Below are 1,860 nucleotides of genomic sequence, written 5' to 3'. Positions count from 1 at the left end.
ATTAAATGATTTGTATCAAGAAATACAGACGCAACATGTTATAAACGTTGAAGAGTTAAATAAGAATAGGATGTTTTTTGTTTGTATAGGATAAGCAAAATATTGAAGTCCAGCCATGGTATAATTCGATAATTTTTTTGTGAAAGAAGATGTAAAAGCCTCCGTAGGTCGTACTGATGCAAAACATTATAAAAGCTGCTACGTATTTAACAAGTAGTTTTTTGTATTTCATCCTTCGTTTTATGTAACTGGTTCCATATATTTGACGCTCCGTCTTGTAAGTGCTTACATAACGGGTAATATCCTATACAATGAAGTTGTTAAATCGAATGAGGTGGCGAAAATGAAAATGAAAAAAGCATATTTAGCGAATAGCATTGAAATAGAAAGAGGAGGAGAGATGGTATGAAAAAATCATCGGTTAATCCATGGCTTGTTGTCCTTGGAACAGTCATAGTACAAATGGGGCTTGGAACGATATATACATGGAGTTTATTCAATCAGCCCTTAGTGAGTAAATACGGTTGGAGTCTTAACGCTGTTGCTATAACTTTCTCAATTACTAGTCTTTCTTTAGCATTTTCAACTTTGTTTGCAAGTAAATTGCAAGAAAAATGGGGACTTCGTAAACTTATTATGATAGCTGGACTAGCGTTAGGACTTGGATTAATACTTAGTTCACAAGCTTCCTCATTATTAATGCTTTATGTACTAGCAGGAGTTGTTGTAGGTTACGCAGATGGTACAGCATATATTACTTCACTATCCAATTTAATAAAGTGGTTTCCAGAGCGTAAAGGTTTAATCGCCGGTATATCTGTCTCTGCATATGGTACAGGTAGCCTAATATTTAAATACATAAACGCAATGTTGATTGATTCAGTTGGTGTATCGCAAGCGTTTATATACTGGGGTTTAATTGTTACAGCTATGATCGTGATTGGCGCTTGTTTAATCCATCAAGCTGCTGATCAAGGTGCAGTTCAGGAAACAAAAACTAAAGAATATACAACAAAAGAAATGTTAGGCACAAAACAAGTATACTTATTATTTAGTATGTTATTTACATCATGTATGAGTGGCTTATACTTAATTGGCATGGTAAAAGACATCGGTGTTCAACTTGTAGGGCTTAGCGCAGCAACAGCAGCTAATGCGGTGGCTATGGTTGCAATCTTCAATACATTGGGTCGTATCATTCTGGGACCGTTATCAGATAAAATCGGCCGTTTAAAAATCGTTACTGGTACTTTTGTTGCTATGGCGACTTCAGTCTTGGTTCTAAGTTTCGTAGATTTAAATTATGGTATCTACTTCGTCTGTGTAGCAAGTGTAGCGTTTTGCTTTGGTGGAAATATCACTATTTTCCCAGCTATTGTTGGTGATTTCTTCGGTATGAAAAACCATAGTAAGAACTACGGAATTGTGTATCAAGGATTTGGATTTGGAGCGCTTGCAGGTTCCTTTATCGGTGCACTTCTAGGTGGATTCAAACCAACTTTCATGGTGATCGGCGTATTATGTGTCGTGTCATTTATTATCTCAATTTTAATCCAAGTGCCTAAGCAGAAAAAAGAAAAAGAAGAAGAATATAGCAGCGTAGCATAAGGGTTTAAATCTTCTATTACACTACTGTAACTAAAAAGTACCCTATTAAATAGGGTACTTTTTTTCGATACATAATAAAATTACGAAAGGGAAGTGGATGCCGAACCACTTTCCTTTTTTCTTTATGAACTATTTTTAATTGTTTTTCTCTACTCAGCCTTTATAATTTACATAATTTTACTGATGGAAGGGCCAGTGAAGCACCTAATTGGAGTATATTGGAATACTATTGAGTGATGCATAATATATGAG

Annotated in this window: 1 protein-coding gene; it reads left to right on the top strand. The window is 35.2% G+C overall.

Annotation, left to right across the window (positions count from 1 at the left end):
* Positions 1 to 405: 405 nt before the first annotated feature.
* A complete protein-coding gene (locus tag AB3X48_RS21715; RefSeq protein WP_367959932.1) occupies positions 406 to 1,608 on the top strand; it encodes an L-lactate MFS transporter in 1,203 nt (400 codons plus the stop codon).
* Positions 1,609 to 1,860 lie beyond the last annotated feature (252 nt).

Origin of the sequence: Bacillus sp. S4 (assembly GCF_040838205.1) — a bacterium.
GTDB classification, from domain to species: Bacteria; Bacillota; Bacilli; order Bacillales; family Bacillaceae_G; genus Bacillus_A; species Bacillus_A cereus_U.
Note: the sequence above shows the minus strand (reverse complement) of the source record. Positions and strands in the feature narration are given on the sequence as shown.